This is a genomic window from bacterium 336/3 (assembly GCA_001281695.1).
Taxonomy (GTDB): domain Bacteria; phylum Bacteroidota; class Bacteroidia; order Cytophagales; family Thermonemataceae; genus Raineya.
Genome location: LJIE01000001.1, coordinates 3,057,033 through 3,079,663, shown reverse-complemented (window position 1 = coordinate 3,079,663; position 22,631 = coordinate 3,057,033). Strand labels below are relative to the sequence as shown.

21 protein-coding genes and 2 pseudogenes are annotated in these 22,631 nt (G+C 32.9%); 9 read left to right on the top strand and 14 right to left on the bottom strand.

Annotation, left to right across the window (positions count from 1 at the left end; genetic code table 11):
* The first annotated feature begins 50 nt into the window (after window positions 1-50).
* Window positions 51-1,454 carry a hypothetical protein gene (locus AD998_14410; protein KOY87179.1) on the top strand — a complete coding sequence of 468 codons (1,404 nt, stop codon included), beginning with the start codon at window positions 51-53 and terminating at the stop codon, window positions 1,452-1,454.
* A complete protein-coding gene (locus tag AD998_14405) occupies window positions 1,454-2,005 on the top strand; it encodes a DNA repair protein (protein KOY87178.1) in 552 nt (183 codons plus the stop codon). The genes AD998_14410 and AD998_14405 overlap by 1 nt, the downstream gene beginning before the upstream one ends.
* A 5-nt stretch (window positions 2,006-2,010) precedes the next feature.
* Here the strand turns inward: AD998_14405 and AD998_14400 are convergent, their stop codons facing one another.
* The 5 genes from AD998_14400 to AD998_14380 form a co-directional block, all read right to left on the bottom strand.
* A complete protein-coding gene (locus AD998_14400) occupies window positions 2,011-2,478 on the bottom strand; it encodes a hypothetical protein (protein KOY87177.1) in 468 nt (155 codons plus the stop codon).
* Window positions 2,479-2,566: 88 nt separating this feature from the next.
* Window positions 2,567-3,130, bottom strand: a complete 564-nt coding sequence (locus AD998_14395) for a hypothetical protein (protein KOY87176.1) — start codon at window positions 3,128-3,130, stop codon at window positions 2,567-2,569.
* A gap of 56 nt (window positions 3,131-3,186) precedes the next feature.
* Window positions 3,187-4,482, bottom strand: coding sequence for a monooxygenase (locus AD998_14390; GenBank protein KOY87175.1), 1,296 nt, complete (start codon window positions 4,480-4,482; stop codon window positions 3,187-3,189).
* A 103-nt stretch (window positions 4,483-4,585) separates the two neighbouring features.
* Window positions 4,586-5,542, bottom strand: a complete 957-nt coding sequence (locus tag AD998_14385) for a hypothetical protein (GenBank protein ID KOY87174.1) — start codon at window positions 5,540-5,542, stop codon at window positions 4,586-4,588.
* Between the two features lie 70 nt (window positions 5,543-5,612).
* The gene (locus AD998_14380) at window positions 5,613-7,184 is read right to left on the bottom strand and encodes a glutamate synthase (protein KOY88218.1); all 1,572 of its coding nucleotides are present in this window, start codon (window positions 7,182-7,184) and stop codon (window positions 5,613-5,615) included.
* 286 nt (window positions 7,185-7,470) lie between these two features.
* On the opposite strand from AD998_14380, the gene AD998_14375 reads away from it, so the two are divergent.
* From AD998_14375 to AD998_14360, 4 genes and pseudogenes are all read left to right on the top strand, one after another.
* Entirely contained in the window at window positions 7,471-8,490 is a 1,020-nt protein-coding gene (locus tag AD998_14375; protein KOY88217.1) for a portal protein, read from the top strand.
* 32 nt (window positions 8,491-8,522) lie between these two features.
* On the top strand, window positions 8,523-10,328 hold the full coding sequence (locus AD998_14370) for an acyl-CoA dehydrogenase (GenBank protein ID KOY87173.1): 1,806 nt from the start codon (window positions 8,523-8,525) through the stop codon (window positions 10,326-10,328).
* 579 nt (window positions 10,329-10,907) lie between these two features.
* Window positions 10,908-11,282, top strand: a pseudogene (locus AD998_14365) (hypothetical protein).
* Window positions 11,283-11,430: 148 nt separating this feature from the next.
* Window positions 11,431-12,408: a hypothetical protein gene (locus tag AD998_14360; protein KOY87172.1), complete on the top strand. Its 978-nt coding sequence runs from the start codon at window positions 11,431-11,433 to the stop codon at window positions 12,406-12,408.
* Between the two features lie 11 nt (window positions 12,409-12,419).
* Here the strand turns inward: AD998_14360 and AD998_14355 are convergent, their stop codons facing one another.
* Entirely contained in the window at window positions 12,420-13,118 is a 699-nt protein-coding gene (locus tag AD998_14355) for a hypothetical protein (GenBank protein KOY87171.1), read from the bottom strand.
* A gap of 40 nt (window positions 13,119-13,158) precedes the next feature.
* Complete coding sequence (locus AD998_14350; protein KOY88216.1) at window positions 13,159-13,818, bottom strand: hypothetical protein; 660 nt, start codon at window positions 13,816-13,818, stop codon at window positions 13,159-13,161.
* Between the two features lie 397 nt (window positions 13,819-14,215).
* Between AD998_14350 and AD998_14345 the strand changes: the two genes are divergently transcribed.
* Window positions 14,216-14,620: a hypothetical protein gene (locus AD998_14345; protein ID KOY87170.1), complete on the top strand. Its 405-nt coding sequence runs from the start codon at window positions 14,216-14,218 to the stop codon at window positions 14,618-14,620.
* 138 nt (window positions 14,621-14,758) lie between these two features.
* Window positions 14,759-14,941, top strand: a pseudogene (locus AD998_14340) (hypothetical protein).
* 314 nt (window positions 14,942-15,255) lie between these two features.
* Here AD998_14340 and AD998_14335 read toward each other — a convergent pair.
* The 7 genes from AD998_14335 to AD998_14305 form a co-directional block, all read right to left on the bottom strand.
* Complete coding sequence (locus AD998_14335; GenBank protein KOY87169.1) at window positions 15,256-15,792, bottom strand: hypothetical protein; 537 nt, start codon at window positions 15,790-15,792, stop codon at window positions 15,256-15,258.
* Between the two features lie 3 nt (window positions 15,793-15,795).
* Window positions 15,796-16,314, bottom strand: coding sequence for a hypothetical protein (locus AD998_14330; GenBank protein ID KOY87168.1), 519 nt, complete (start codon window positions 16,312-16,314; stop codon window positions 15,796-15,798).
* Between the two features lie 2 nt (window positions 16,315-16,316).
* Window positions 16,317-16,829, bottom strand: coding sequence for a hypothetical protein (locus AD998_14325; GenBank protein KOY87167.1), 513 nt, complete (start codon window positions 16,827-16,829; stop codon window positions 16,317-16,319).
* 76 nt (window positions 16,830-16,905) lie between these two features.
* The gene (locus tag AD998_14320; protein KOY87166.1) at window positions 16,906-19,011 is read right to left on the bottom strand and encodes a protease 2; all 2,106 of its coding nucleotides are present in this window, start codon (window positions 19,009-19,011) and stop codon (window positions 16,906-16,908) included.
* Between the two features lie 63 nt (window positions 19,012-19,074).
* Window positions 19,075-20,142, bottom strand: a complete 1,068-nt coding sequence (locus AD998_14315) for a hypothetical protein (protein KOY87165.1) — start codon at window positions 20,140-20,142, stop codon at window positions 19,075-19,077.
* Between the two features lies 1 nt (window position 20,143).
* Entirely contained in the window at window positions 20,144-20,833 is a 690-nt protein-coding gene (locus AD998_14310) for a hypothetical protein (GenBank protein KOY87164.1), read from the bottom strand.
* A gap of 14 nt (window positions 20,834-20,847) precedes the next feature.
* A complete protein-coding gene (locus tag AD998_14305; GenBank protein ID KOY87163.1) occupies window positions 20,848-21,579 on the bottom strand; it encodes a ubiquinone biosynthesis methyltransferase UbiE in 732 nt (243 codons plus the stop codon).
* 106 nt (window positions 21,580-21,685) lie between these two features.
* On the opposite strand from AD998_14305, the gene AD998_14300 reads away from it, so the two are divergent.
* Window positions 21,686-22,630, top strand: a complete 945-nt coding sequence (locus AD998_14300) for a hypothetical protein (GenBank protein ID KOY87162.1) — start codon at window positions 21,686-21,688, stop codon at window positions 22,628-22,630.
* The last annotated feature ends 1 nt before the right edge of the window (window position 22,631 follow it).

The window sequence follows — 22,631 nt, the reverse complement described above, 5'->3', positions numbered from 1 at the left end:
AAAGGCTTTTAAATTTTCTTTTTTTATATTGGCACTAAAATACAAAAAATATGAAAAACGCTTCCATTTTTCTACTGCTTTTTACTGCAATCTGCACACAAGCTCAAAATATAGAGAGTGTCTTTCCTTTGAAATGGAAGACCAAAATAGGGCAGACAACCTATCGAACAAATATTTTATTTGATAAAAATAAAATATGGGTTGGCTCAAACGGAAATACTCTTGAGAAAAACAGCAAAGATGAGTTGGACGCTGTATTTTCCATTGACCCCAAAACAGGTAATATTCTTGAAAAAATTACTCCTGTTTGGGAAACCAAAGAAGAAAAAGATATGCCAGATACAGATGTGAATGGCATTGCTATAGATGGAAATAAACTCTATTTTGGTACAGATGCCCATATTTTGTATTGTTATGATATAGCTCAAAAACAACTTTTATGGCAATACAATGCCCCAACAGCTAATATAGGAGATAATTATGGTAATATTGAGAGTTGTCCCTTGCTCATTGACCTCAACAATGATGCAGAAAAAGATGTAGTCATTACAGTACGAGGGAGAGGAGTTGTTGCTTTGAACGGAAAAACAGGTAAACCATTGTGGGTTAATATTTTATCAAAATCAGATGGAGCTTATTTGTGTTCACCTGTTGGTGTAGATGTAAATGATGACCAAATTCCTGATATTATTTCGGGAGGATGGGGTTTAAGTACAGAAGATGGTGAAAATTCAGGTGTGAACGAATCACATTTGTATGCATTGGATGGTAAAAATGGTAAAACTATCTGGGATTTTAACTTAGGTTCTGGCTTGAAGTCATCTCCCGTAATTATTAGAAAGGAGAAAAAAACAGCTATTATGGTTGCTACCACTTATTCTTGGGTTTTTATGCTTGGATTAGATGGTAAAGTACTTTATAGTGTGGACTTCCAACTGCCTGATAAAGAGCCTTACTATGGAGGTATTTCTGGTTTATATGGAACGCCTGCCATCACGCCCAACGAAACAATGGTTGTAGGGAGTTCTTGGTGGTCAAGTGAGCATGATGGTTTGTGGATAGCTCATTTGCTTAAAGCAAAACTAGAAGGTGAAGCAAATAATAAATTTGTAGATAAAAATGTAAGAAGATTTCATGCTGCTAATAGAATTTCAGCTTCTGGAGTTGTGGGCAACATCACCAACAAAAATTGGCAAATAGCTATTCCAACTGAAAAAGGAGAACTGTTGATTTATGATGAGAAAGTAAGAAGTTTAGAACGCCTCAAAATGCCTTCAGGGGCAGAGTGCTCACCATTTTTAGGTGATATAGATGGTGATAAAAAGTTAGAATTATTGATAGCTTCTTACGATGGTTATTTGTATTGTTATGAGCTTTCTGTAAAAAAAGCAAAAGTTTTTATAGGACAATTTAGACAAAACAATACCAATCAGGCAGAAATTAGATTGAAATAATGCAAATACAAGGGCTTATTTATATTAGCAATTTCATTTCGGAAGAAGAGGAAAAAAGTCTTATTCATCAAATAGATAATGCTACTTGGTTAAATGACTTGAAAAGGCGAGTTCAGCATTATGGCTATAAATACGATTATCAGAAGCGAAAAATAGATGCTTCTATGAAAATAGGAGATTTACCAGATTGGATTGAAAATCTGGCTATATCCATTTATGAAAAAGGTTATATACCTTACAAAGCCGACCAAGTAATTGTCAATGAGTATCTTGCAGGGCAGGGAATCGCTCACCATATTGATTGTGAGCCTTGTTTTGATGATACCATTGCCTCTTTAAGTTTAGGCTCTTTTTGCACAATGGAATTTATCAGTAAAGATAAAACATTAAAATCCGAAATATTTCTTGAACCTCAAAGCCTCTTGATTATGGCTGATGAAGCTCGATATGAATGGCTACATGGTATCAAAGCAAAAAAAAGCGATATAATTGAGGGAAAAAAGAAAGTAAGAGACAGACGTTTGTCTCTTACTTTTAGAAAAATTAAATAATAAGGTTATTTTGTCTTAGCAAACAAGTTTTCTATCACCCAAGCAGGACCAATTAATAGAAACTGTAAATCTTTGATAAATGAAGGTTTTTTACCTTCTACATTATGTCCATAAAACTGACCTATCCACGCAACCACAAATACTACAACAGAGAAAATCCATAGTGGTACAAATTGACTGATGTAATAGTTTGCAAACAAACAGGCAAGTGTAAACAAAGCAATTTTAATAGCCATTCTAACAGACAAACGCACATAAAAAATAAATGCAAAAATAAATGCCAGAAACGCCCAATTTTCAAGAATTGGCATATTTAGGTTTAAAGTATTGCTTAAAATACCACTAGGCAAACTCATGAGTAACCCTGTGATAGAAAAATAAATAGCAGGAACACAAATATAGTGAATAGCTTTATTAGTAGGGTTTTGGTGACTGACTGCATACTCGTCAAACCATTGATTGAGTGATTTCATAATAATATAACTTTGAGGTGAAGAACGTGTACTGATGATACAAATCTCTCATAATCTGAAGGAAAATCCTTTGACCAAAATCAAAAAATTAAACTCTGGCTCGTACTCGACTCAAAGTTTCTTGTGTAATGCCTAAATAAGAGGCTATATACCCCAACGAAATGCGTGTGGTAATGTTGGGATAGCTCTCAAGAAGTCGTAAATAACGCTCTTCAGGTGTGTAGAATAATATATTTTTAATCCTATCATCTAATTGCAAATAAGATTCGATGGTGATTAGTCTTGCCGCTCTTTCCAATTCTGGATATTCATCAAATTTAGATTCTAGTTTTCGATAATTAATACTGATTACTTTAGAATCTTCCAAAAGCTGGATATTATAATCGCTGGGTTTACCTGTAAACAAACTATCTTTGGCACTCATTACTTGTCCTTCTTGAGCAAACCAAGATGTTACATCTCTACCATCAAGCAGATAATACACTCTTGCAAAACCCTTTTCTATAAAATGAACATGATGGCAGATTTCACCAGCTTTGAATAAATGAGTCTTTTTGGGTATTTCCTGAATTGTACATAATTCAAAAAATACCTTTTCAAGAGTAGGCGTAAAGTTTATAAATTTACCTAAATAATCTTTTAAAAGACTCATGAAAATATAAATTAGACATCTAAAAGGAAATACTACATGATCATACCTAAATTAATTTACACTTTAGCCTTCTTTATTTCACGTTTTATCATGTTTTTGTAAGGGTAAAACTCCACTTGAATTGTGTGACGGGGAGAGCTTTTGTATCTTTTTTTCATTTTGGTCTTTTCCCTTGTAATATCTTTGAGCATAAGCTCTTTAGAAGGCAATTGAATTTTATCCAAAATAATTTTAGCAACCCATTCTGATTGCACTTCGGCTAAGGGCATAATAGCCCCCAATGGTTGCAATAAACCAATAAAATAGAGGTGTTTATGTTCGGGATGAATAGTGTGTTTATAAAGCTCAATATCATTATTTTCTTCAGCATCTATAAAAGCCTTATCAAAAAACGGAAAAGCAATTTTATAACCAGTAGCATATACAAGTACATCTACTTGTTCTTTTGAACCATCTTCAAAAATAATATACTCTCCAGAAAGTTCTTTAATATTAGGCTTGAAATGTACTTTTCCATGTCCTACTAGACCCAATAACTCTTGTGAAATTGTAGGATGTTCGGATAGGAGAGGACGGTTAGGTTTAGGAACACCATAATTGGTTTGTTTTCCACGAGCAAGCCATAAAAAAAGTGAAAGTAAAGAACGTTTAAATGCCATGGGTATCCAATCCAAACTATACTTATTAAGTGTATCAAAGGGAATACCCATAATGTACTTTGGCAAAATATAAGCTCCACTTCTTGTTGAAATCCAAACTTTTCCAATAGTATTTCTGGATGCTTCACAGGCAATATCAACAGCCGAATTGCCTATGCCTACTACTACTACATTTTTATTTCCATGAAAAATATCAGGTGTTTTATAATCATGAGCATGAAATGTTTCACCTGCGAAATTTCCCTTAAATTCAGGATAACGAGCTTTCCAATGATGCCCAGAAGCTATTAAAACCACATCATATATTTTAGTTTCGCCATTATCCAAAGTTACTTTGTATTGATTATTTTCTGATTTTTCAATTTTTTCTACTCCTGTTTTAAATATGATATTATTTCTGAACCCAAAATGACTGACATAATTCTCGAAATACTCAATAATCTGAAAATGACTAGGATAATCGGGATAATCTTCAGGCATAGGATAATCCGAATATGCCATGACTTTTCTTGATGTATTGATATGCAAAGATCGATATGAAGAAGACATGCCATTATCATTGAGATAACGCCAATTTCCGCCAATTTGAGAGCCTTTTTCGTAACAATCAAAATCTATATTATGTTGATGTAAAACTTTACAAGCTGTAATGCCACTTGAGCCTGCACCAACAATACATACTTTGGGGTTCATAAAACAAAAAGTTTAATTTTAATAAGCAATAAAAAAATCAGGGATATATGCCTTGCTACATCCCTGATTTTAAAACTAAAAATATTTCTGGTTGTTTCAAAATTTAATTTACTTCAAAACTACCTTTTCCAACTAAACTACCTTCACAATAAAGTTCTATACCATGTGTACCTTTTTGGAAAGAGTTACCTTTTCTGAACATCAGAATAATGGTTCTATTGATATTGTCAAACAAAAAACTCTGAACAATAGTATAATTCATATCCTTTCCTTGAGCATCTCTGAATCTGCCTCCATCAGCACCTACCATTACAGCTCCAGAAGGCTCAATGATACGCATATACATATCTTTACTACCAACCTTTGCAGCACTATTCTCAAAAACTTTGATAGAGACTTTCAATCTTTCAAGATTCTTAGATTTGAATTTTCCATCATCATCAATTTTGTTTTTACTATCAATACCTTCTATTTTAACACTTTCAGATTTTAAGACAGAGGCTTTTGCTACAGTAGCTTCCAACTCCTTCTTCTGTTTTTGAATGTTGGTAATAGAATCTGCTAAACGTGATTTTTCAGTTTGAGTTTTAGATACTTCTTTGTTAAGCTCTTTGTTTTCGCCTTGTAGATTCTTTATTTCTCCATCTTTTTGAGCCAAAAGAGTTTCATAATTCTTGATTTTTGTATCATATTCTTGTACAAGCCTTTCAATATCTTCTTTAGAGTTTTTTTTGTTAGCAATATCTGCTTTCAATTGATCTTGAATATCCAATAAAGCCTGATAATCTCTATTCATTTTTTTTGCTTCAGCAATACGAATATCCAACTCTCTATTCAAAGAATCAAGTTTAGAACCAGTTTCCTCTAGTTCTATTTTTTGTTTTTCAATAAAAACATCCTTATCCAAGCTTTCTTGTTTGTTTTGCATCATCAGATATACCAAAATGATATTAATAATAGCAAGTACAACTAAGGCAACAATAAAGAATGGAGTTTTTTTATCATTTTTTGATATTTCTATAGTCATAGATTTTTCATTTTCTTCAGCAAAAGTAGCCATTTTCTTGTAATTTACAAATAGTGAACGGAAATTACATAGCAAAAATTATACCTTTTTAAGTAATATGTTATTATTTTTTTGCAGCATAGAGACCATGCAAACCTCCTAAATGAGGACAATTGAGTAAATCGGCTACGCTATGGAAGTTTATAGGCGTTTTTTCATATCCAAAATTATCAGCAAGAGTTTTTGTACTTTCACTAATACCCATACCTACTTCCAAATCGTGCATAGTCATTTGACTAGGGTGTTCGTAATTACAAGCATGTGTAATTTCCAAAATTTCTTTTCTTAAAGTTTTAATATAATTAGCAAAACGAGCTGATTTAAGCGTAGGATCTAGACCACCCATGAGCCACTTATTTTGTGTAGCTACTCCAGCAGGGCAGTTGTTTGTGTGGCAAACTTGAGCCTGAATACAACCCACAGAAAGCATGGCTTCACGAGCAATATTAATACAGTCAGCCCCCATTGCAAATGCCATCAGAGCTTTGGCAGGGAAGCCTAATTTTCCTGAGGCAATAAATACAATTCTATCTGTCAAACCTCTTTTTTGAAATATTTTATAAACTTCGGCAAAAGCAAACATCAATGGAATTGAAACGTGAGCCGAAAAAGCATGAGGAGCTGCTCCTGTTCCACCTTCACCACCATCAATGGTAATAAAATCAGGTCCTTTGCCTGTTTGTACCATCAAATCAGCAAGTTGCTCCCACATATCAGTTTTTCCAACAGCTGCTTTGAAGCCTACTGGCAAACCAGTATTTTCCGCAATATCTTCAATGAATTTTAGTAGTTCAGGTACATTGCTAAAAGCTGAATGAAAGGCAGGTGAAAGAGCATCTTGTCCTTCTTGTAAACCTCTAATTTTAGCTATTTCAGGGGTTACTTTTTTCCCTGGTAAAATACCACCTTTCCCTGGTTTTGCTCCTTGCGAAAGTTTGATTTCAATGGCTCTTACAAATGAATTTTTTTCTACCAATTCAACAAGTTTCTGCATTGAAAAATTACCTTTTTCATCTCTTACCCCAAAATAACCTGTCCCAAAATGAAAAATCACATCCCCTCCATTGGAATGATAAGGTGAAAGTCCTCCTTCTCCAGTATTATGATAACAACCAACCATTTGTGACCCCAAATTCATAGCTTGAACAGCATTTTTAGAAAGCGAACCATAACTCATAGCAGAGATATTGACAATAGAGTAGGGTCTGAAAGGTTTTTTTCTTTTATTATATAAACCCATGACTTTGGCACAAGGGATAAAGTAAGGGTCTTTTTTGTTGGGGTGTTCTGCTGGTAATTTATAAGCAAATAAAGAAGGATTGATAAAAACATGCCCTGGAGCATACAAATCTTTGTCTGTTCCAAAACCTTCTAAGTTATTTTGCCCTTTAGATGAAGCATATACCCATGCTCTTTCACTTCGGTTAAAAGGTAATTCTTCTCTATTATTGGCTACAATATATTGACGTAACTCTGGACCAATAGACTCCAACAAATAACGTAAACGACCAACTACAGGAAAATTGCGTTTGATAGTTTGAGATTTATTGGTTAGATCTCGAATAGCCATATAAATGATGACTACAGGGATTAAAATCCATAAATAATGTAAACCCCATTCTTCAAATTGGATGATTTTCTCGAAGAAACTGCCAATACTTTGGAAAAACTCTTTCATAATGCTTTTTAGGTGTAATTTTTGATTGATGTTAATAGGCAATGATTTTTGAAAGTAGTTAAAAAAAAGAAAATTACAAGTAATTTTTTAAGAAAAAAACTAAGAAAAGCATAAAATAAATTATAAATAAAATAAGAATAACTTAGAACTTTTTCATAATTCTTATTTACCTTTGAAAGAATTCTATTTTTTATGTATATTTCCAATAAAATCATACATCCTCATGAATACCACCTTTGAAAAAATCACAGAAGATTTAAAAAACTGGAAAGAAATCGTAAAGCCTTACACGACACCTGAATACAAAAAGGCTTTTATCCAGTTATTTAATACAATACCACCTTTTATAGCTTTATGTGTGGGAGCTTGTATTTTGTACAATTATACAATTTGGGGAGGAATGGTGCTAACATTGGGAGCAGGGTTGTTTTTAACAAGAGTATTTGTCATTCAACATGATTGTGGTCATCAGTCTTTTATGCCTACTAAAAAAGCCAATGATATAGTGGGGATTATCTGTAGTCTTTTTACACTCATTCCATATAAATATTGGGCAAGAACACACAATCATCATCATGCTCATCAAGGGCAATTGGATACAAGAACTATTGGAGATATAACATTACTTACAGTTGGCGAATATGAAAAGCTTTCTTCTTGGGAAAAATTTAAGTATAAAGTGTATCGTTCTGCCCCAGTATTATTTTTGATAGGACCTTTCTATTATATTTTTGTTCATAACCGTTTGCCTCTTATCACTTTAAAAGGTTGGAAAAAAGAGAAGAAAACATTGATTCTAACCAATGTATATCTAATTGTTTTTTATGCTTTGTTAGGATACTGGATTGGTTATCAGAAACTTCTTATTTTATATTTTCCAATAGTAATGTTATTTGCATCTATTGCAGTTTGGTTTTTTTATATCCAACATCAACACGACCCCAACTATAAGTCTTGGAAAAACGAATGGGATTATCTATTGGCTGCTATCAGAGGAAGTTCTTATTATAAGCTTCCCAAAATCATGCATTTCTTTTCAGGGAACATTGGGTATCACCATATTCACCATTTAGCATCAAAAGTACCTTTCTATAAACTTGCTAAATGTAGTAAAGAGAACCCTATTCTCCAGAAATATGTAACAACACTTACGTTTTGGAAAAGTCTTAAATGTGCGTTTTATACACTTTGGGATGAAGAAACAGGGCGTATGATAACTTTTAGACAGTACAGACGTCTAAAAATGCAAAGAGTTACAGCTTAATAATAATTATGTAATTAAAATCACAACTTTCTATGGCACAATACGTAAGCATTCGCAATCTAAAGTTTTTACTCTACGAGGTTTTTGGAATAGAATCCTTAACTCAGTATGAGCATTTTAAAGACCATAACAGAGAGTCTTTTGATATGATTCTTGATACGGCTAAGCAAATAGCTGATAATATTTTATACCCAACTTTCAGGGAAATGGATGTGCAAGAACCACAATTAGAAAATGGTGTGGTAAATGTACACCCTGCTATCAAAAAATATTTGAAAGCAATGGGTGAAGCAGGCATGATAGGAGCAACTTACAATTATGAAGCTGGTGGAGGACAAGTTCCTGCTTCTGTGTATTCTTTAGCAACTTTTATTCTGAGTGCAGCCAACAATGGTGCATCTATGTTTACTGGGCTTTCTTCAGGTGCTGCAAGACTTATCATTAGTTTTGCAAACCAAACACTCAAAGATAAATATGTTCCTAAAATGCTTTCTGGTGAATGGCAAGGTACAATGGCACTTACAGAACCACAAGCGGGCAGTTCTCTATCTGATATTACATCCTCTGCAAAACTTTTAGAAGATGGCTCATACTCAATTAAAGGACAGAAAGTCTTTATTTCAGCAGGAGAACATAATCAAGCTGAAAATATTATACATCTATTACTTGCTCGTATAGAAGGAGCACCTGCGGGTATAAAAGGAATTTCATTGTTTATTGTTCCTAAATTTAGAGAAGAAAATGGACAATTTGTAAACAATGATGTAGCAGCAGGAAGCATTTACCATAAAATGGGGCAAAAAAGTACTCCTGCTATGCACTTGATGATAGGAGATAACAACAACTGTAAAGGTTATTTGGTAGGAGAAGCTAATCAAGGTTTGAAATATATGTTTCAAATGATGAATGAAGCTCGTTTAGGTGTGGGTGTGGTAGGAGCATCTATTGCAACCAATGCTTATTATGCATCTTTACAATATGCACAAGAACGTCCTCAGGGTAGAAGATTAGATGAAAAAGACCAAAAAACTACTCCACAAACCAAAATTATCAATCACCCTGATGTAAGACGTATGCTTTTATTCCAAAAAGCTGTGGCTGAGGGTGCTCTGAGTTTGCTTTTGGAATGTGCCAGATATGCAGATTTGATAGAAGTTACAGAAGGTGAAGAAAAAGAAAATTATAGTTTGTTATTGGATATTCTGACACCTATTGCTAAAACATTCCCTTCTGAATATGGTATTAAATCTGTAAGTGAAGCCATGCAAGTATTTGGTGGTTATGGGTATTGCGAAGATTTTCCAATTGAGCAGTTATACAGAGATATTCGTATTGCAAGTATCTATGAAGGTACAACAGCTATTCAATCGCAGGATTTGTTAGGTAGAAAGCTTACTATGAAAAATGGTGCTGCTGCTATGGCTCTGATGCAAGAAATTTCTAAAACACTTCAGGAAGCATCCACTCATGAAGAATTTAAAAAGCATGTAGAGCTTTTACAAAAAGAACTTGGTAGAATGCAACAAGTAATGCAAAAATTACTTGGCTTTGCTATGAAACAAGAATTTGAGCTTTTCCTTGCAGATGCCAATTTGTTTATGGAAATGGCAAGTTTGATTATGATTTCTTGGCAGTGGCTCAAACAAGCAACTGTTGCCAAAGTACAAATATTAACTAAAAATCCTCAAGGAGAGGAATTAGCTTTCTACGAAAGTAAAATACATACCATGAAATTCTTCTTTGCTTATGAACTTCCTAAAACCAAATGGCTTGCGACTCGCCTCATGGATGATGAAGTACTAACACTTGTTCAAGAGCAAAAAGAAATCATAGTTTAAAATAACATATTATAAAAATAGCAGTTTTCACAACTGCTATTTTTATTTTGGCATGTTTATGGTAATATGTATCTTGTTTAAAATTGTACACTTATGAAAAAATTGAATCTCCTTTTTACATTACTATGTTGGAGTATTATTTCTAATGCTCAAAATCTTGCCAATACCAAAAATGTGGTAGTATATAGCGAACCCAAATTTCAGGGGCGTTCACAGGTCTTAAATATAGGTGAATATAATATCTCTGATTTAACTGTTGGCAACGATGTAATTCAATCTATTAAAATTCCTCAAGGTTTGAAAGTAACATTGTATGAACATGCTGATTTTCAGGGAGAAACTTTTACACTCTCGCAAGATGCTGCATCATTAGGAAACTTTAACAATCTTGTTTCTTCAATCGTAATACAAAAGATAGGAAGTAACAATTCGAATACAAATAATAATAACAACAATTCAAACTCTAATAATAATTCGAATACAAACAATAACAATTCAAACTCTAACAACAATAATCAAGAAATTTCTTTTGTAGGGTGTCCCACAGGTACTGAAAATGTACCAGCTCAAAATGAGGCTTTTGAAAAAGAAGTTTTAAGACTAACAAATATTGAAAGAGCTAAAAATGGCTTACCTGCATTTACTTGGAGTCCTGATTTGGCAAGAGCTGCTCGTTATCATGCCGCTGATATGGAAAAAGATAATTATTTTAATCATAATACTCATGATAGAATCAATGGTGAACTAAAAGAAACTTGTAAGACTTTTAGCAGAATTGGAAAATTTGGTAGTGGTTTTGGCGAAAATATTGCTATGGGAAGTGTAAGTCCTGAAGGAGTTGTAGAAATGTGGATGAATAGCAAGGGACACCGAGAGAATATTATGGGTGGGTATAAAACACTTGGTGTAGGTTTTTACGGGAGTTATTGGGTGCAAGTGTTTGGAAATAAGTAAAATAAAGAAAAAAATCTAAAGAATTTTACAAACCCATAGAGCATGCTTTATGGGTTTTATGTTGATTTTTTGTTATATTTCTTTGAAACATTTTTGAAAATGTATAGTTTTATGAAGACCTATCCTATGCAAAAATCTATAAAATTGAATGATATCTTTTAAAGACTATATACCTAAATACTTACTTCATTCACAAAATATATCAGTGGCTGTTCTTAATGTAAGTGGAGAATACACTTTTGTGAATGATGCTTTTAAAAAAAGATTTGATTTTTGGAACGGTGAATTCGTAGGAACACATTTAGCTGATACTCTACATCCTGATGACAGGGAGCATTGTATGAAAATGATAAATGCATGTATAGAAAATCCTGATCAGATTTTTCAGATTAAGATTAAAAACGTTTATAAATCAGAAGGTAAGTATTTCTGGATAAAATGGGAAGCCTCTGTGATAGAAGATGATGATAAAAATCCTTTGGGTATCATGTGTGTGGGTTATGATGTGAGTTCTGAACATTTTGCCAAAGAACAACTAAAATCTTCTGAAATGATGCTCAAAGCCATGATGGATAGTACTAATGATGGTAATGTACTGGTAGATACAAACTATAAAGTTTTAAATTTCAATAAGGTTGCCCAAGAAAGTATTACTCAGTTTTTTGGTAAAGAGGTAAACTATGGAGATGATTTCAGACATTATGTTTTACAAGATGATTATGCAGAATTTCAACAATATTTCCAAAAAGCTTTACAAGGTGAAATGACCAAAACGGAAAGAAAAATCCAATTTGGAGATTTTGTAAGCTGGATAGAAGTAACCTATTATCCCGTTTATGATGCAGATAATAGCTTGTTTGGAGTAGCTTTTAATTATGTGGATATTGATGCTAGAAAAAAAGCTGAAATACAAATTATGAATCAAAACGAAAAACTAACCCAAATAGCTTGGCAACAAAGTCATAAAGTAAGAGGTGCTTTATCTACGATTATGGGACTGATTCATCTTATCAAAGAAGAAAAAGATATAGAAACGAAAATGAAGTATATCAAACTTTTAGAAGATGCTTCTGTTTCCTTGGATAAAGTCATTCATTTGATTATGGATGTGATTCATGATAGATAAATAGTGATAAATTATAAGTGATGAGCTGTTAATGTATCTAATGGAATAACACCCTCTCCAACAACAGATACAATAGAAAATCTTGCAAAAAGCTCTTCGCTATACCAGCCCAATTCTCTTGTTTTCTGAATTACTTGCCTATGAGGATTGTCTTTGTAAGCATATTCAACCATTTTTTCTGTACTTTCCCAAATGCTAAAAGTAGCTTGCTGAATAAGAGGAAGCTCGCCAATACCCACAGAAAATATAAGACCATCTTTTTTATACATATCTTTACTGACAGGACGCACAAATCGCCAAAATTGCCAAAGTTTACTCAATTTTATTTTCGCTCTTGTAATAACAGCAATTTTTCCAGTTGTTTTTTCTTTGGGATTTTTGAAAGGTTCTACGCCATCCCATTTACCATGCGAAGTAAGTGCTTTTAAAAAAATAGTTTGGTGTGTAGATGAATGATGCTGAAAGTTTTTAAAAATAGAATTTTCAGTAAAAAAATGTGTAGCAGATGGTTCATCATTCCAAACACACAAAAGGCTGTATAAACCAAAATTAGGCAGAATGCTAAAACCCTGCTTTCCACCACTACCAAGCAATTTAGAAAATTGAAGTCCTTCCACTTTTTTTAATAATTTGGGGGTAGTACCCATTTGTTTGAGAGCCCACCAACGATTTAAAAAGCCTTGATATTTAAAAAAAGAAAGAGTTACCATTTGTTAAAATATAAATATACGCATTTTACAGTTTGTATAACTATAATGTTTTAAGAGAAAAGTTTGAATCATTTTTTTTGATGGAATAAGGAGCTAATGCAGGATGAACGGATTCTTTCCAGCCACCTTCTAAAATATTATGAATAGCAGTCAGTATTTGCTCTCCAGCTTCTTGATAAGGCATTCTGCCTACACCAGTGCATAAACTAGGCATAACAAAATGGTTGATTTTATTCTCTGAACTTAAATTATGTTTTATGATGGCTATTAAAATAGCTCTCATAGCTAAATATGCATGAATACTCTGCCCTACATTGCTGGGTATTCGCATGGTGGGTGCTATGATAAGATAAGGATACCAAGCATTTGAGGTGGCAATGGTATCAGCGACACCTACGGGCATTTCACCTAAATAATGATTTTGGATATGTTTTAATACTTTAGGCTGTAAGTTGCCTTCAAAAAAATTGTCAAGGGCTTTATCAAAACCACCACTCATATCACCAAAACTATTTGCTGGACTTACAATGGCTTGTGCTTTGAGATGAAAAATATTGCCTTGTAAAATCTCAACATAAGGTACTTTTTCAAAGACTTTGGAAAATATTTGAGCTATATCAGTATTTTGCTCACAAATGCTGATTCTTAGTTGAGATGTGGGAATATTTTTATCAAAACTTTTGAGAGTGTTTAAACGCATCTTTTTGAAAAAACTAATGACAGAAGAAAGTATCATAATTATGTAAAAATCATACTTTTACAATTTTCTTGCCAAGGATACCTGATTATAAAAACTTATGATTAGTGATTTGCAACCCCAAAGGGCTCAATGAAGTTAATCACGAAGCTTTATCAAGGATTTTATAAATCAAATAAAAACAGATTAAAAATCTTGAGATAATACTTCGGAATTATAAATTCCGAAGAGCAAGGGGATTCACTTTTTAGGTATACCTAAAGCTTTTTGCTTAATAGTGTACTAATTATCAATAAGTTATAACAAAGATAAAAAGTTGTCAAGAAACTAAATTCTTATTATGATATTTTATATATTTAATCACAAATTAGTAATTAAGTTCAAAAAACAATTTATCTCAATGAAAAAAACAATTTTCACACTTGTAGCCTTTATGCTTTTGGGCTTTTCTTTTGTAAAAGCACAGTCAGTAACAACGTTTGATTTAGAATTCAAAAAAGAAGAAAAAGGTGATTTCAGTAGTACTCAGTATTTTGAAAATACTGATTCCAAGATTTCTGTTCGGGCATATTCCCCCGAGAAAGGTTCACAAGATAAGTTTAGAGTATTTCTTAGAGGAAATGAGGTTAAAAACTTAGTATTGGAGGTCAGAGGTAATTATGGTAATCTAGAGGTATACGAAGCTAGAATAGGTATTCGTATCCACTTGGTTTGTTTTGATAGAAACCGTACAAAGTGCGTATATGCTTTTTTTGATGACCCTAGAGACGAATTTATCCAAAAAATGAAACAAAAAGGCTTCTAAAAAGCAATAACGAAACGGACACAACACCGAAAGTCTTTAAAAACAGGGCGTGGATGCTGAAAAGCCTACGAGTAAGCAAACATTAAAAAACTCTTTATCTCAATGAAAAAACTCACATTTTTGGTAGCCCTATTTTTGATGACTGCCCTCTACGCACAAGCACAAACCAAAATGAGTGCGACAGAACTCCTTGAGCGATATAGAAAAGGAGAACGATACTTCCAAAATATTGACCTCAGAGACGCTGACCTCAGAGGGGTTGACCTCGCAGGGGCTAACCTCAAAGAGGCTAATCTCAAAGGGGCTGGATACAATGCAGAGCAACTTAAAGGCACTTCAGGAAAGCCAATAACAAAATAACCCAACAACCAAACAGACATAACCCTAAAAGTCTTTAAAACAGGGGGCGGATGCTGAAAAGCCTACGAGTAAGCAAATTTTCAAAAACTTTTTTTATGAAAAAATTATTATTTAAAACTTCTCACCTGCCTTCAGCCAAAAGAATTTTATCTTTTTCAAAAATGGTAGAATAGAAAATTTTGAAGTAACTTTATTTGCTTTTAATTCTAAAGGCATTCCTAAACCTTCCACAAAAAGCTCAAATTTTTGTTGGCATTCTTCCTGAGTCATAGGGCTTATAAATGAAAAGTGTTTTTCTTGATATTGTACAATTGTCGATATTTCTCTAAATAAAATTTTAATTCGTTAGTGTCTAAATTAAAGCCTGAAACTTGCAGTCTTACATCACCATCAGGATAGTTGTAACAAAAATAATACTTGTCATTACTTCTATTCTTAACTACTTTTTCTATGTGTTCGCTATAAATATTATTCCACTCTAAGAAATTAGCTTTTCGAGTATAAATTCCATCAGGACTGATTATTAAAATAGGGTTCTTATCAAAAAAAGATTTTATGAGTGAGTAAATTTTAAAGACCATTTCTATTACTCCACACAAAATAACATAAGATAAAATCATTATTGTTTGTAGAGATTTCTCTAGTTTTGGATAGAACATAATAAATGAATATGTAAAAAAAAGGATTGTAAAAATTCCAGAAGCCATTAAACCCAGCAATTTAAGTCTTGAATAGTTTACCTCTATTTGAGGAGGCATTCCAAAGCCTTCTAAGAACAGATTGAATTTTTGTTGGCGTTCTTCCTGAGTCATAAATTAAAGATTAAAAGTGTTTTTCTTAATATGATGTAACTCACGGTATTGTTTTAGGTATAATTGTAAATTATGTCCATCAAAGAAAAAATCTGTCAATTGTAGTCGTACATTTCCATTAGGATATTGATAACAGAGTTCATATTTCTTTATTTGAATATTTTTATCGTATCTGATGTGTTCATCACGAATATCATCCCAGTCAAAGAAACCAACTTCTCGTGTATAAATACCATCACTATTCAGGATTACTTCAGGTTTTTTAATTTTCTTTTCTTCTTTTTTTCGTTTTATTTCATAATATATACTCCCAAATATTAGTAAAGGGTAACTAATAAGAAAAGAAATAAAAAAATAATGTCCATCTACAAGCAAGGTAATAATCATCAGCAATATAAAAACTGAGAATAGGACAGCTATTTTTAGAGATATGTATGTAGGCTTATAAATTTCAATCTTTGAAGGCACATTCATAGCTTGCACAAAAAGCTCAAATTTTTGTTGGCGTTCTTCTTGAGTCATAGTTATAAATTAAAAGTATTTTTCTTGATGTAATGAAATTCTCGATATTGTTTTAAATAAAAACCTAAACCAGAACATTCCTCATAATCTGAGAGTAAAATCCTTACACTTCCATTAGGGCATTCATAGCATAAATAGGATTTTGGATGTTCAGTACTTTTATCATATCTAATATGCTCATCAGAAATATCATCCCATCCCCAAAAACCTACTTCGTGTGTATCAATACCGTTATAATTTATAATCATTTCAATCTTTTTTTCTTTTTCACCTTTCTGGAAAAGGAACCAAACAAGTATTAATATACTAGAAATGATGAGAGTGATGCTCCCATAAATAAATTTTATATTTATAATACTAAAGGGAACTAAGACTATTCCTATTAGCATAAATAAAAATGTTAATAATGGTAGAATAGAAAATCTTGAAACTAGTTTATTTGTTCTAATTTCTAAAGGTACATTCATAGCTTCTACAAAAAGCTCAAATTTTTGTTGGCGTTCTTCTTGAGTCATCATTTTTAATTTTTCACAAAAAAGCATCAGAAACGAAAAGTCTCTGATGCTTGAAAATGCAAATATATTAAAAAAATTATTCTGTAATACCTAAAATTTGGAACATAAAGGCAAAATTAAGAGCTACTTCTTTCAGAGCTTGGAAGCGTCCAGAAGCTCCACCATGTCCAGCATCCATATTGGTATGCAAAAGAAGCATGTTGTTATCTGTTTTGAGAGTACGAAGTTTCGCTACCCATTTAGCAGGCTCCCAATATTGTACTTGTGAGTCGTAAAGACCTGTGGTTACAAGCATATGAGGGTAAGGGCGTTTTTCTACTTGGTCGTAGGGAGAGTAAGAAAGCATATAAACATAGCTATCTACATTTTTAGGATTTCCCCACTCGTCCCATTCGCCTGTAGTCAGAGGAATAGACTCATCAAGCATGGTTGTAATGACATCTACAAAAGGTACTTCCGCAATAATACCTTTATACAAATCGGGACGCATATTTGCAATAGCACCCATCAATAAGCCACCAGCACTACCACCTTCTGCAAATAATTTTTCTTTGTTGGTATATTTGTTTTCTAATAAATATACGGAACAATCAATAAAGTCGTAGAAAGTATTTTTCTTGTTGAACATTTTACCATCATCATACCAAGCTCTACCCAAATCTTGTCCACCTCTGATATGGCAAAGAGCATATACGAAGCCTCTATCAAGCAAACTCAATCTTGCAGAACTAAAATATACATCCATCGTTGCCCCATACGAACCATACGCATACTGAAGTAGGGGAGCATTGCCATCTTTTTTGGTATTTTTATGGTAAACTATTGACATTGGTACTTTTGCCCCATCACGAGCAGTAACATAAATTCTTTCGGTGATGTAGTTTTTAGAATCAAATTTACCACCTAAAATTTCTTGTTGCTTCATAAGGGTTTTGGTACGTTTCTCCATGTCGTAGTCATAAGTGGAGTTGGGCGTTGTTAGCGAAGTATAACCATAACGCAAGATCTTAGTGTCAAAATCAGGGTTTACAGAGGCATAAGCAGAATAAGCAGCTTCTCCAAAATCTAAGAAATGTTCTTGTTTGTCTTTCCAACGAATCACACGCATATTAAGTAAGCCATTTTTACGCTCACCAACTACCAAGAAATCTTTGAAAATCTCAACGTCTTCTAAGAAAACATCTTTTCTGTGTGCAATTACTTCTTTCCAAAGCTTTATATCATCTGTTTTCTTTACAGATGTTTCCATGAGTTTATAGTTAAGAGCATCCATGTTGGTTACAACATAAAATTTATCTCCAAAATGACTCACACTATACAAATGGTCTCTTTTACGAGGTAAAAATATTTGAAATTTGCCAGCAGGTTTGTCAGCATCCAAGAAACGAACTTCTGAAGCTACTGTACTACCAGAGACAATCATAATGTATTTCTTTGATTTTGTTTTGCTTACATAACAGCTAAAAGTTTCATCTTTTTCTTCATACACCAATTCGTCTTTGCTTGCATCTGTACCCAAAGTATGTTTATAAATTTGGAAAGCACGCAAAGTTTGTTGGTCTTGGCGACTATAAAACAAAGTTTTGTTGTCATTTGCCCAAACCACATTGCCAGTTGTATTTTTAATCACATCAGGTAGATTTTTACCTGTTTTCAAATCTTTAAAATACACAGTATAAATTCTACGGCTTACAGTATCAGTAGCGTAGGCAATGAGTTGGTTATCAGTGCTTACTGATAAAGCTCCCAATGCAAAATATTTTGACTTTTTAGCCAATTCGTTTTGGTCTAATAAAATTTCTTCTTGAGCTTTCAAATCGCCTTTTTTACGACAACTGATAGCATATTCCTTTCCTTTCTCAAAACGAGTATAATAAAAATAACCATTGGATTTGTAAGGTAAACTCTCATCATCTTCTTTGATACGAGCCTTCATTTCATCAAAAAGCTTGTCTTGTAGCTTTTTACTTGGAGACATCATTTTATCCAAATAAGCATTTTCTGCTTTGAGATACTCAATGACTTCAGGATTTTCTCGATTGTTGAGCCAATAATAGTTGTCAATACGTTTATGCCCATGTGTAATCAGTTCTTTGGGCTTGATAGTTGCTTTTGGGGGAGTAGTTTGGCCTTTTACTTTCATAAATGAGAATAAAGCAATGATTAAAAATAACTTTTTCATGGGTTTGTATTTTTGAAACGTTGTTGCAAAATAAACGTTTGCAAAATAGTCTTTATTTTATAGCTAATGAATATTTTCTGACTTTAAATTCTGTAATAAAATTTCTTCTTGGACTTTTTGTCCCAATAGCCGTTCTAATTCGTAGGCTTCCTTTTGTAAATCATACTCATAAGATTTTTTATCTATATCATGTTTTTTTGCAAAATCAGTGATATTATTGCTTTTATTTGGGTCTTCCCAGCCATACAGCCTTTTGTAAATAGACAAAAAACTCTCAGAAACATTATTTTGAATGGGTAACATCTCAGATTTAAGGTTTAGATTAATTTTGAGCCTTAAAAACCCAAGTATAAGTCTAGTTAAATGCTTTTCAATTTTAGGGTCTTGTGTATTTTTAAGTTCTTGGTATAATTTTTTAAATGTAATGCCGAAATGCTGAAAGCCCATATAAGTCCAATATACAGAGCCTGTTGCACCAGAATCAAGCTCCCAATATGGGTCAGCATATACTTTTCTGAAATATGTTTCGCCCTCTGCACCTGAAAGAGCAAAGCCCAATACAATGCCTCCGTTGCAGTCTGTGGAACAAATGGTAGCACCTAAGGTGTATAAATTTTCTAAAATTTCTGTTTTGTCATCTAACTTGGCTACCAAAGCAGGCATAAACTCTTTAAATAAATTCTTTCCATAACATTCCTCTATAGCTTGCTTGATTTGGTCTTGCAGATGGCTACAATCGAAATATAAAATCCCTAAAACAGCCGATTGGTTGATATAATAACTATTTTCTTGAAATACATAATGTTCTAAAATAGGTAGGGCAGGCTCATATCGAAAGTAGCCTAATAGGTTTAATAATTCTTTGGGAGCATTTTCTTTGAGCAAATTATTTTCAAAACAAGTGTCTAAAATTAATTGGGCTGTGTTGTGAGGATTTTCAGATTTGATGAGTATATTCACCAAAGCATGAGTATATGAATTTTGAAAGTTTTCAAGGAAAAAAGCCTCAATAACTTGAAAATCTTCTTGTGTACCTAAGAGATAAATAGTACGACAATAGGCTTTTATGACACTATAATCTTGACGAGATTCTTTGAAATAATTTAAAACGTCTTGTGTAGCTTTTAACATGCTATTCAAAAAACAGATAGAATGAAACGCTGTGGTTTACAAGTCTGCTGATTTGACTACTAAATTGATTGGCATCAGGGACAAGAATATTTCCTAAACCATGTGAAAAACGTATTTCAGGAGCAAATTTGAACATTTCGTTAAATTTTTCAAATCCAAATCCATATTCAATAGCGAAATCGGTAGTTTTTACACGAATGCGTTCGGTTTCTTGAGCTGCTTTAGTAGCAAGCGAAAACGAAGGTTTGATACCCAAAAGCATAAACATACGTCCATTGTGTCTGCGTTGCGATTTGAATTTGAATGTAATAGGGATTTCGCCAATTGTAGATTCTACCACTTTTTCTGTGACTACATTGGTTGCTTGGTCTTGGAAGGTAATGATGCGTTGTCCAAAGACAGCCGAAGGCGATATTCTGATAGCAAAAAGTTCTGTAGGCTGGAGACTCATAGAAAGCCCAACAGCAAAACCTGTTGAAAACTTTGTTTTTGCTATAAAATTGCTATTAGCGTAAGCATCACTGGTTTTCATGTTAAACCAAGACTGATTCAGCCCTAAAACAAAACCATAATGAATGGGTTTTTCATCATAATCGTCTAAATGAGTGATATGCCCTTGTGCAAAGCTAATTGATGGAAATAAAAATACACAAGAAATAAAGTTTAAGACTAAAAAACGCAAAAATTTCATTGAATACTAAATATTTAAACTTTCTTTTTTCCTACATAAACTGAACTAATTCCAAAGCTCAAAGGCTTGCAAAGTGTTTCTTGAAAGCCAACTTTTTCTAAAATGCTTACAAAACTGTTTCCTTCTGGGAAAGCCTGAACAGATTCGGGCAGATACGTGTAAGCTCTTGCATCTTTGGAAATGGCTTTGCCAATATTCGGCAAAATATTCTTAAAATAAAAATTATACAATTGCTTTATCGGAAATACCTTCGGTTTTGAAAATTCCAAAATAACCACTTTCCCTTCAGGTTTTAGCACTCTATACATATCTGAAAGCCCTTTTTCAAGGTTTTCAAAATTTCTAACACCAAAAGCTACGATTACAGCATCAAAAGTATTATCATCAAACAACAATCGTTCCGAATCACCTTTTTGGAGTTCAATTTTATGCTCTAACTTTTTATTTTTCATTTTTTCTCTTCCTTGAGCAAGCATTCCTTCCGAAATATCTACGCCTATAATTTTTTCAGGCTTGAGTTGTGCCAAAGCTTCTAACGCAAAATCACCAGTGCCGGTTGCAATATCCAACATAAACTTTGGATTGTCTTTTTTAAGGAAAGAAAGAGCTTGCTTTCGCCAAATAATATCAATACCCACACTTAAAACTCTATTGAGAAGGTCGTATTTAGGAGAAATGTTATCAAACATTTCAGCTACTTGTTCTTTTTTACCTTTGTTGTCTTTGGTATAAGGAAGTACAGTCATAATTAAAGAAAGAATCTTGTAAAACTAAAAAACGGATAGTTTTACTGTTTTGTTTGAAATAAAAAAAAACATATTTTTGGCAAATATACGACAAAACTTTTAAGAAATGACTCAAGAATTTTACTCTTCCCTTATAAATTATACACGACTCACAAACGAAGTATTAGATATTATCAAAGAAGGATTTTTAGTTATCAACCACCAAAAAGAAGTTATTAAAGTTAATAAAACCTTTTTAAAATATTTAGAATTCTCTGAAGACGAAATATTGGGCAGAAGCCTTTTTTCACCACTTGAACCTCAAAAGGTAAGTATTTACAAAGATATGATTCACAGAGCTTCAAGAAGCCAAGAAGTCCAAGAAGAGGTATTTTACTTAGAAAAAAATGATACGTGGTTTAGGGTGTTTCTCTATCCCTTTGAGGCTGGTTATATATTTGTGTTGCGAGATATTACAGATAAAAAAAGACAAGAGGTAATTCTAAGAAAATCAGAAGGAATGCTCAAGGCTATCTTAAATAGCACTTCTGATATCAACATTTTAGTAGATACCGATGGGAAAATACTATCTTTCAACAAAGCAGCTCAGGAAAGTTGTAAAGTTCTTTATAACCAAGAAATGCAAGAAGGACAAAATATATTCGATTATGCTTCTTCTGATGCAGTAGATACCATAAAATATAATTTTAAGAAAGTTTTAGATGGAATGCCCATTTCTTCTGAAAGAGAACTAAATTTTCCAAATGGCACAAAATTATGGGTTCAAACACGTATGTTTCCTGTATTCAATGATAACCAAGGCGTTTGGGCTGTTTCATTCAATTATACCAATATTGATAAACTAAAAAGACAAAATGCAAGTTTAGAGGAAATAGCCTATATTCAATCACACACTATACGTCGTCCATTAAGTTCTATTTTAGGTTTAATAGATATTATAGATAAATCAAAATTGGATGATGAAAATGCCAAACTCTTTGAATATATGAAACAAGCTGCTCAAGAGTTAGATACTGTAATCCATGCTATTGTAAAAAAGACAGAAAGTTAAA

Excerpts from the sequence above, each read along its gene's own strand:
- AD998_14410 (KOY87179.1), top strand. The coding sequence starts at position 51 with ATGAAAAACGCTTCCATTTTTCTACTGCTTTTTACTGCAATCTGCACA.
- AD998_14385 (KOY87174.1), bottom strand. The coding sequence starts at position 5,542 with ATGGCTACTTTTGCTGAAGAAAATGAAAAATCTATGACTATAGAAATA.
- AD998_14395 (KOY87176.1), bottom strand. The coding sequence starts at position 3,130 with ATGAGTCTTTTAAAAGATTATTTAGGTAAATTTATAAACTTTACGCCT.
- AD998_14300 (KOY87162.1), top strand. The coding sequence starts at position 21,686 with ATGACTCAAGAATTTTACTCTTCCCTTATAAATTATACACGACTCACA.
- AD998_14390 (KOY87175.1), bottom strand. The coding sequence starts at position 4,482 with ATGAACCCCAAAGTATGTATTGTTGGTGCAGGCTCAAGTGGCATTACA.
- AD998_14405 (KOY87178.1), top strand. The coding sequence starts at position 1,454 with ATGCAAATACAAGGGCTTATTTATATTAGCAATTTCATTTCGGAAGAA.
- AD998_14320 (KOY87166.1), bottom strand. The coding sequence starts at position 19,011 with ATGAAAAAGTTATTTTTAATCATTGCTTTATTCTCATTTATGAAAGTA.
- AD998_14400 (KOY87177.1), bottom strand. The coding sequence starts at position 2,478 with ATGAAATCACTCAATCAATGGTTTGACGAGTATGCAGTCAGTCACCAA.
- AD998_14315 (KOY87165.1), bottom strand. The coding sequence starts at position 20,142 with ATGTTAAAAGCTACACAAGACGTTTTAAATTATTTCAAAGAATCTCGT.
- AD998_14360 (KOY87172.1), top strand. The coding sequence starts at position 11,431 with ATGATATCTTTTAAAGACTATATACCTAAATACTTACTTCATTCACAA.
- AD998_14325 (KOY87167.1), bottom strand. The coding sequence starts at position 16,829 with ATGACTCAAGAAGAACGCCAACAAAAATTTGAGCTTTTTGTAGAAGCT.
- AD998_14305 (KOY87163.1), bottom strand. The coding sequence starts at position 21,579 with ATGACTGTACTTCCTTATACCAAAGACAACAAAGGTAAAAAAGAACAA.
- AD998_14355 (KOY87171.1), bottom strand. The coding sequence starts at position 13,118 with ATGGTAACTCTTTCTTTTTTTAAATATCAAGGCTTTTTAAATCGTTGG.
- AD998_14345 (KOY87170.1), top strand. The coding sequence starts at position 14,216 with ATGAAAAAAACAATTTTCACACTTGTAGCCTTTATGCTTTTGGGCTTT.
- AD998_14335 (KOY87169.1), bottom strand. The coding sequence starts at position 15,792 with ATGACTCAGGAAGAACGCCAACAAAAATTCAATCTGTTCTTAGAAGGC.
- AD998_14310 (KOY87164.1), bottom strand. The coding sequence starts at position 20,833 with ATGAAATTTTTGCGTTTTTTAGTCTTAAACTTTATTTCTTGTGTATTT.
- AD998_14350 (KOY88216.1), bottom strand. The coding sequence starts at position 13,818 with ATGCGTTTAAACACTCTCAAAAGTTTTGATAAAAATATTCCCACATCT.
- AD998_14330 (KOY87168.1), bottom strand. The coding sequence starts at position 16,314 with ATGACTCAAGAAGAACGCCAACAAAAATTTGAGCTTTTTGTGCAAGCT.
- AD998_14370 (KOY87173.1), top strand. The coding sequence starts at position 8,523 with ATGGCACAATACGTAAGCATTCGCAATCTAAAGTTTTTACTCTACGAG.